8 protein-coding genes, 2 rRNA genes and 1 pseudogene (1 of these 11 only partly in view) are annotated in these 7,497 nt (G+C 60.1%); 1 reads left to right on the plus strand and 10 read right to left on the minus strand.

Annotated features, from left to right (window positions below; all coding sequences use genetic code 11):
• The 8 genes and pseudogenes from A2Z13_02475 to A2Z13_02510 form a co-directional block, all read right to left on the minus strand.
• Window positions 1–330 (minus strand): annotated as a pseudogene (locus tag A2Z13_02475) (hypothetical protein) (it extends 483 nt beyond the left edge of the window).
• Complete coding sequence (locus A2Z13_02480; GenBank protein ID OGP80550.1) at window positions 327–896, minus strand: hypothetical protein; 570 nt, start codon at window positions 894–896, stop codon at window positions 327–329. Before A2Z13_02480 ends, A2Z13_02475 begins: the two are co-directional and overlap by 4 nt.
• Before the next feature lie 48 nt (window positions 897–944).
• Window positions 945–1,835 carry a UDP-3-O-[3-hydroxymyristoyl] N-acetylglucosamine deacetylase gene (locus tag A2Z13_02485; protein OGP80551.1) on the minus strand — a complete coding sequence of 297 codons (891 nt, stop codon included), beginning with the start codon at window positions 1,833–1,835 and terminating at the stop codon, window positions 945–947.
• 174 nt (window positions 1,836–2,009) lie between these two features.
• On the minus strand, window positions 2,010–2,222 hold the full coding sequence (locus tag A2Z13_02490; protein OGP80552.1) for a hypothetical protein: 213 nt from the start codon (window positions 2,220–2,222) through the stop codon (window positions 2,010–2,012).
• 18 nt (window positions 2,223–2,240) lie between these two features.
• Window positions 2,241–3,269 carry a Holliday junction DNA helicase RuvB gene (locus A2Z13_02495; protein OGP80557.1) on the minus strand — a complete coding sequence of 343 codons (1,029 nt, stop codon included), beginning with the start codon at window positions 3,267–3,269 and terminating at the stop codon, window positions 2,241–2,243.
• 45 nt (window positions 3,270–3,314) lie between these two features.
• Window positions 3,315–3,935, minus strand: a complete 621-nt coding sequence (locus A2Z13_02500) for a Holliday junction DNA helicase RuvA (protein OGP80553.1) — start codon at window positions 3,933–3,935, stop codon at window positions 3,315–3,317.
• Between the two features lie 82 nt (window positions 3,936–4,017).
• Window positions 4,018–4,509 carry a crossover junction endodeoxyribonuclease RuvC gene (locus A2Z13_02505; protein OGP80554.1) on the minus strand — a complete coding sequence of 164 codons (492 nt, stop codon included), beginning with the start codon at window positions 4,507–4,509 and terminating at the stop codon, window positions 4,018–4,020.
• A 72-nt stretch (window positions 4,510–4,581) separates the two neighbouring features.
• Entirely contained in the window at window positions 4,582–5,337 is a 756-nt protein-coding gene (locus tag A2Z13_02510) for a transcriptional regulator (GenBank protein OGP80555.1), read from the minus strand.
• Between the two features lie 98 nt (window positions 5,338–5,435).
• Here A2Z13_02510 and A2Z13_02515 point away from each other — a divergent pair, with 98 nt between their 5' ends.
• Window positions 5,436–6,221 carry a hypothetical protein gene (locus tag A2Z13_02515; protein ID OGP80556.1) on the plus strand — a complete coding sequence of 262 codons (786 nt, stop codon included), beginning with the start codon at window positions 5,436–5,438 and terminating at the stop codon, window positions 6,219–6,221.
• Between the two features lie 98 nt (window positions 6,222–6,319).
• On the opposite strand, the gene rrf is transcribed toward A2Z13_02515, so the two are convergent.
• Both rrf and A2Z13_02525 read right to left on the minus strand, forming a co-directional pair.
• A 5S ribosomal RNA gene (rrf, locus tag A2Z13_02520) occupies window positions 6,320–6,436 on the minus strand.
• Between the two features lie 81 nt (window positions 6,437–6,517).
• A 23S ribosomal RNA gene (locus A2Z13_02525) occupies window positions 6,518–7,497 on the minus strand; the annotation flags it as partial.

Below are 7,497 nucleotides of genomic sequence, written 5' to 3' on the forward strand. Positions count from 1 at the left end.
CAGGGAAAAACCGATGAAGATGAGCACGAGGCGGGAGCGGATCTTCGCCCCCAGGATGTTCCGCTTCCGGTCGAGAATGATCTTGAAGATATTGCGGGTGACCAGGAAGATGAGAAGGACGATCAGAACGACGTTGATGTTGATCAGCGCGAAGATGATGATGTTGCTGGTGATGGCGACCGAGCCGGCCAGGGTGGCGAGGTTGGCTTCGAAGAAGGTCAGTCCCGCGATCAGGATCGCCACGATCCCGATCGCCAGCCGTTCCCGGCGCCGTTTCGCGCGTTCCCTTTCCTGTGCCGTTTCGGCCGGTGGCTGCACGTCGGGATTCATGACGCCGTGAGGTATCCTCTCGCCCACTCGGTCTCTACGTCCCAGAGCGAGGAGAAGAAGAAGATGGATTTCAGCGGTTCCGAAAGGCCGACCTTGTCCAGCCGCGACCGGACGTGGGCGCGGTACGTCTTCCCCGGTTCCGTATCGAGGGTAAGCGGCACGACGATCTCATATTGCGTCATCCCGGCGAGCGCGGAGTGGACGTCGGGCAGAAGCTCCTCCCCCCCTCCCCGGTTGAGCCGGTACACCCGGGAGAGGGCGTCGTACCGGACCGATCGTGAAAACTGCAATTCCCCCATCGAGACGTTGAACCATCCCTTGTAGACTCTCTCCACGCGCACGACCGTCTTGAAGGAGATCTCGATCCCGCTCTTGAGCGCTTCCACCATCTCGGGGGTAAAAGCGTTTTGCATGGCGAAGAGGACGCGAGCCTCCCTGCCACGGACCTGTCCATGGATGCCGACAATCTCCGGCTTGGGGGAGGCGGCGGAAACATTTACGGCAAGATGAACGATGAGCAGGATGAAAGGAACGGCAATCCGGCGCAAGAAGGCCTCCCCGGACATTATAGCCGGCTGAGGCAAATCTGCAACAGTGGGATACGGGCTTAAGGACTAGGCCGTTATCGAAATCGCGACCGGTTCCTCGGCGATGACTGCGGGTTCCCTGCTGCGGGGGGCCGCAAGGCCGGAGAGGTGTTCCGTCAGGCACCGGTTCACGGTGTGGCCCGGCCGAACCGCGAGGAAGAACCCCCGCACCGGACGGCTGACGAGCGCAAGGTCTCCAATGAAATCAAGAAGTTTGTGCCGCGCGAACTCGTTCTGGAATCGCAGGCCATCCGCGTTGAGGACCTTGTCGCCCTCCACAACGATGGCGTTTTCCAAAGAACCGCCCTTGGCCAGGCCGGCCTTCCAGAGAGCGTCGATCTGCTCCCGCAGGACGAAGGTCCGGGCGGGGGCGATCTCCTTCAGGAAATTTTCCGGCGTCAAGGTGAATTTCAGCCATTGTTTCCCGATGAGGGTTCCGGGGAAATCGACCGTCACCAGGACCTCGAAATTCTCGGATGGGGCAAGGGCCACCATCGAGCCGTTCCGTTGAAGTTTTTCATTCGTGGAGACCCAAAGGAAACGCCGGCGGACAGGCGACTCCACCGTCCCGACGAAATCGATCGCCTCGGCCACCTGCCGGGCACTCCCGTCCAGGATCGGCAGTTCGGGGCCGTCGACCTCGACGACGGCGTTGTCGATCTCCATCCCGTAGAGGGCCGCAAGGAAATGTTCAACGGTGGAGATTCTCGCGCCCCCGGAGGCCAGTACGGTCGCGTACGCCGTCTCGACCACGTTTTCCACGGAGGCCTGGATCTCAGCGCCATTATCCGTGCGCCGGAACATAATGCCGGTGTCGGGCGCCGCCGGGAGGATCCGCGCGAACGACGGCATCCCTGTGTGCAGGCCTATCCCGGAAAACTGAACCCACGTGGAAATCGTCCGCTGGTAAATCCTCATAGGGGACCTCCGGCTGATTCCCCTGAGTAAGAAGCAATCCCCATACCAAGGTAAATAAAATAATAATTCAATAGAATCCACTGGATGCAACGTCCATCCCCCAGGCTTCAACCCAGGTGTGGCAATAATGCAACATCTTGTGTGGACGTGGGACGACAGGATCGGGGGGCCTTTCTATCTCCGGAAGAACCACAAGATCAGCGAAACGATCACGCTGATGAGGATGCAGGTGGCAAGAGGGAAGAAAAAAGTAATATTATCCCGCTTGATGGTGATGTCGCCCGGCAGCCTCCCCAGCCATGGGATCTTGTCGGAGAGCAGGAGCAGGAGGCCCGCCCCGACAACGACCAATCCAACAACGATCAGGAATTTACCGATCGGAACCATCGCCCTCGGGTCCTCTTGCTACTCCCCGAACAGCGCGTCCTGTACGGCGGTCTTCGGGGCCGCGATGCCAAGATGCTTATAGGCCGCCGGGGTAGCTACCCGGCCGCGCGGGGTCCGCTTCAGAAACCCCTGCTGGAGCAGGAACGGCTCGTACACATCCTCGATCGTGTCCCGCTCCTCGCTGATCGAGGCGGAGATCGTCTCCACCCCGACGGGGCCGCCCTGGAATTTTTCGAGGATGACGCGGAGGATCTTCCGGTCCATCACGTCCAGCCCTTCCTTGTCCACCTCCATTTGCAGGAGAGCGTGGTCGGCGATCTTCCGGTGAATCCGCCCGTCCCCTTCCACCTGGGCGAAGTCCCGCACCCGCCGTAAAAGCCGATTGGCTACCCGGGGGGTTCCCCGCGACCGGCGCGCGATCTCCCTTGCCCCCTCGCCGTCGATGGGGATGGACATTGTCCTAGCCGACCGCCGGATCACCTCTTCCAGGTCTTCGGGCCGGTAGAACTCCAGGCGGAAGGCGACGCCGAACCGGTCGCGAAGCGGAGAGGTCAGCAGCCCCGTGCGCGTCGTCGCCCCCACCAGGGTAAAGCGCGGGAGGGAGAGACGGATGGACTTCGCGGACGGCCCCTGCCCGAGGATGATGTCCAGCGCAAAATCCTCCATCGCGGAGTACAGCAGCTCCTCTACCACGCGGCCCAAGCGGTGGATCTCGTCGATGAACAGCACATCGCCCGGCTCCAGCGCGGTCAGGATGGCGGCGATGTCCCCCTTGCGCTCAATGGCCGGCCCGGAGGTCGTCCGGATCCCTACTCCCATTTCGTTCGCGATGATGTGTGCGAGCGTCGTCTTCCCCAGGCCCGGCGGACCCGAAAGGAGCACGTGGTCGAGCGGTTCTCCCCGGTTTTTCGCCGCATCGATGAAGGTCCGGAGGTTGGACACGATCTGCCGCTGGCCGATGAAATCCGAGAAGAGCCTCGGGCGCAACGAAACTTCCAGGTTCGTCTCGTCGGTGCCGACTTTCGGGTCTGCGATGCGTCTTTCCACCGAACTCCCTTCGTTTCTTTCTTTCCTGTCCGCCACGACCGGCTCCTACACGCGACGCGGGGCGGAAAGCTGCTTGAGCGCCTCGCGGACCAGCGCTTCCGCGGGGGGATTTCCTCCGATCTCCTTCCGGGAACGGGAAACGGCGATCTGCGCCTCCCCGCGGGAGAATCCGAGCGCGATCAGGGCCTGTGCAGCCTCGGCCTCGGGCGCCGACGGCGGTACATCCCCCTCTCCGATGGCCGCAGGCGAAAGTTCGACCGCGACCTTCCGGAGTCGGTCCGGCAGTTCAAGGGCGATACGCTGCGCCAGCTTCTTCCCGATACCCGGCACGCGCGTGAAGGCAACGGCATCCTCCCGCGCGCACGCCGCGAGCACTCCCGAAACACCAAGTACGGAGAGCACGGAGATCGCGGATTTCGGTCCTACGCCGCTCACCCCGATCGTCGCGAGGAAAATCTCGCGCTCGGCCTCCGAATAGAAACCGTACAGGTCTGCGCCGCCTTCCCTGAAGTGGAGGTGCGTCCGGAGGAAGCAGATTTCCCCTTCGGGGGGAAGTTCGTTACGGGTGGAGGCGGACACATACACGCGGAACCCCAACCCCGCGCATTCCACCACGACGAAATCCTTCCCGCCCCCCGCCAGGCGGCCTCGCAAATGATCCATCATGATTCCGAATCATAGCACGATCTCCGGGCGCCTTGCCCGAGGAGGAAGATGCGTCTTCATCGCGCGTTTCGTGGTAGGGCTGCTAACGGACGATGTCCCGCGTTACCGCACGGCAGAAGGCCATCGCCAGCGCGTCGGATGCGTCCGGGGGGATCTCATCGCGGATGCCCAGCAGCCGGCACACCATCCCTCCGACCTGCTCCTTCGGCGCCGCTCCGTAGCCGGTGGCGGCCATCTTGATTTCCTTCGCGCTATATTCGTGGACGGGGATTCCATGGGCGCGGCAGGTGACGATCGCCGCTCCGCGGGCCTGACCCAGCTTCAGGGCGGACGCAGCGTTCTTGGCGAGGAAGACGTTCTCCACGGCAGCCTCGGTGGGCTTGTGCAGGAGGATGATCTCGGTCAGCTTCTCGTGGATCCTGTGGAGCCGGTCGGGGAACGAGCCGGATGCGTCGGTGGGAATGACGCCCCAGGCGACGGGCGAGATCCTGTTTCCGCGGACGTCGATGATGCCGTATCCCGTCCGCCGGGAGCCGGGGTCGATCCCCAGGATCCGGCGCCGCGTGGGGGTCATCGACCGGTCATCAAGCGAAGGCAACCTCCGAGGCGGCGAAGCCGGCCACGCCCGGTTCATAACCCGGCACGATCATCCTCCGAACGCCTCCATCGCCTCGTCGGAGATATCGAAGTTGGCCCAGACGTTCTGGATGTCGTCGGACTCCTCGAGCGCGTTCATGAGACGGAGCATCTGTTCCGCTGCCTTGCCTTCCAGGTGGACGGTGCTCTGGGAGACCATCGCCACTTCGGCGGTGCCGATCTTGATCCCCTTTTCCTGCAGCCCCCTCTTGACCTCCTCGAAGACCTCCGGCTCGCACTGGACCTCGTATTCGTGGGACTCCGGAGCGTTGGCGACATCGTCGGCCCCGAGCTCGATCGCGTTCTCGATCAGCTCTTCCTCGCCGATGGCTTCCTTGGGAACGGCGATGGAGCCCTTCTTGTTGAACATCCAGTTGACGCAGCCGGTCTCTCCGAGGCTGCCGTTGTGCTTCGTGAAGATGTGCCGGACGTCGGCGACCGTGCGGTTCTTGTTGTCGGTCAGAACCTTGACGAGAACGGCCACACCGTTGGGGCCGTACCCCTCGTACAGATATTCCTCGTAGGAGACGCCTTCCAGCTCCCCCGTCCCTTTCTTGATCGCCCGCTGGATGTTGTCGTTGGGCATGTTGACCGCGCGCGCGGCCTGGATGGCGGCTTTCAGTCGCGCATTCCCCGATGGATCGCCCCCGCCGATCCTCCCCGCGGTAATGAGCTCACGGGTGATTTTGGTGAACGCCTTTCCGCGCTGGGCGTCGGCTTTTCCCTTCTTGTGCTTGATCGAGCTCCATTTATTGTGGCCGGACATGTGAGCCTCTTGAATCGGGATAAAAAGAGATAATTCCGCGCAGGTCCGGTGCTAGTATACCATCGGGAAATTACTGAACACACGGAGATCGTGAATATATGGCCGTTTATTACGGAGAGGCACGGATTGACCAGTTTGTAAGAGAGGTGTTCTTTCCTCTACAAACCAAGGGGACCTTCATCGAGATAGGAGCGGCAGGTCCTGAGTTCTTGTCGATCAGCCTGCACTTTCGCAAATCCGGATGGAGGGTGATTTCCGTAGAACCCAACCCATACTTTTGTTCCCTGCACAGGGAGCGGGGACATGAGATGCTTCAATACGCCTGCGGGGATCACGACGAGGATGACGTGGAATTCGAGTTGGCGTACAGCCAGACGGAAGGGGATCGGATCACATTTGAGTCCTATTCGGCGCTCCGGATACTCGAGGAATACAAGAACGTGGATCTCCTGGCATTTGGTGGAATGAAGACCGAAAAGATTAAAGTAAAACTGAGAAAGATAGACACCTTGCTTGCACAACATTATCAAGACATCGATTCCATCGACATCTTGTCCGTCGATGTCGAGGGATGGGAACTCCAGGTGCTGGACGGTATCAGCATGGAAAGGTACCGCCCGAAGGTCTTGATCGTTGAGAACTACCTCGGATGCCAGGAATACGTTTCCTACATGAAAAACAAGGGATACATCCTCGCGGCAAGAAGATTTCCCAACGATGTCTATACCCGGAATGGCGTGTTTCCTAAATGGACAATGTGGGAGGCGAGGGTACGCAATATGATTTATATTCTTTCCGAATATAAAACTACATTGCGCGGTTTACATATCGCATCGGAGGTGGAACGAGCACGGAAAAGCAGGACTCCTGTCACCCCCAAGTAATATGAAGAATGGAACTCATGTCGTCCTTGCCCCCCCTTTGAGCGCACGAAAATACATAAAGCCCCTGCTCCTCTCGGGGCAAGGGCTCGTACAGAAAAATTCGGCGGCGACCTACTCTCCCACGGGGGCAGCCCCGCAGTACCATCGGCGCTGGAGAGCTTAACTTCCGTGTTCGGGATGGGAACGGGTGGTTCCTCTCCGCCATCGCCACCGAAAGGCAAAGACCGAAGCGCGCTTCGTTCCGCGCGCCAACCGACCGATATGGAAGCCGTCCGGATTCTTTCATCCGTTGAGTAGTGGTCAAGCCTCACGGGCAATTAGTACCGGTCAGCTAAACGCATCGCTGCGCTTACACATCCGGCCTATCAACCTCGTAGTCTACGAGGGCCCTTTAGGGGGATTGAATCCCCGGGATACCTCATCTCAGGGCGGGTTTCCCACTTAGATGCTTTCAGCGGTTATCCCTTCCGCACATAGCTACCCAGCGGTGCCCTTGGCAGGACAACTGGTACACTAGCGGTGCGTCCATCCCGGTCCTCTCGTACTAGGGACAGCTCCCTTCAAGTATCCAACGCCCACATCAGATAGGGACCAAACTGTCTTGCGACGTTTTAAACCCAGCTCACGTACCGCTTTAATTGGCGAACAGCCAAACCCTTGGGACCTACTTCAGCCCCAGGATGCGATGAGCCGACATCGAGGTGCCAAACCTCCCCGTCGATGTGAACTCTTGGGGGAGATAAGCCTGTTATCCCCGGCGTACCTTTTATCCGTTGAGCGATGGCCCTTCCATGCGGAACCACCGGATCACTATGACCTGCTTTCGCACCTGCTCGACTTGTCTGTCTCGCAGTCAAGCTCCCTTATGCCATTACACTCGAAGGCTGGTTTCCAATCAGCCTGAGGGAACCTTCGTGCGCCTCCGTTACTCTTTGGGAGGCGACCGCCCCAGTCAAACTCCCACCAGGCAATGTCCCCGACCCGGATCACGGGCCCAGGTTAGAATTCCGGAACAATAAGGGTGGTATTTCACTGTTGGCTCCACCGGAGCTAGCGCCCCGGTTTCCAAGCCTCCCACCTATCCTACACAGACTGTTCCAAAATCCAATGCCAAGTTGCAGTGAAGGTGCACGGGGTCTTTCCGTCTAGATGCGGGTAACCGGCGTCTTCACCGGTATCACAGATTCGCCGAGCCCCTCGTTGAGACAGTGCCGCGATCGTTACGCCATTCGTGCAGGTCGGAACTTACCCGACAAGGAATTTCGCTACCTTAGGA

The organism is Deltaproteobacteria bacterium RBG_16_64_85 (assembly GCA_001798885.1).
Taxonomy (GTDB): Bacteria; Desulfobacterota; Deferrimicrobia; order Deferrimicrobiales; family Deferrimicrobiaceae; genus FEB-35.

Bases quoted from the DNA above. Each gene is read 5' to 3' on its own strand.
- A2Z13_02505 (OGP80554.1), bottom strand. From the start codon at position 4,509: ATGACCCCCACGCGGCGCCGGATCCTGGGGATCGACCCCGGCTCCCGG.
- A2Z13_02510 (OGP80555.1), bottom strand. From the start codon at position 5,337: ATGTCCGGCCACAATAAATGGAGCTCGATCAAGCACAAGAAGGGAAAA.
- A2Z13_02490 (OGP80552.1), bottom strand. From the start codon at position 2,222: ATGGTTCCGATCGGTAAATTCCTGATCGTTGTTGGATTGGTCGTTGTC.
- A2Z13_02485 (OGP80551.1), bottom strand. From the start codon at position 1,835: ATGAGGATTTACCAGCGGACGATTTCCACGTGGGTTCAGTTTTCCGGG.
- A2Z13_02515 (OGP80556.1), top strand. From the start codon at position 5,436: ATGGCCGTTTATTACGGAGAGGCACGGATTGACCAGTTTGTAAGAGAG.
- A2Z13_02480 (OGP80550.1), bottom strand. From the start codon at position 896: ATGTCCGGGGAGGCCTTCTTGCGCCGGATTGCCGTTCCTTTCATCCTG.
- A2Z13_02500 (OGP80553.1), bottom strand. From the start codon at position 3,935: ATGATGGATCATTTGCGAGGCCGCCTGGCGGGGGGCGGGAAGGATTTC.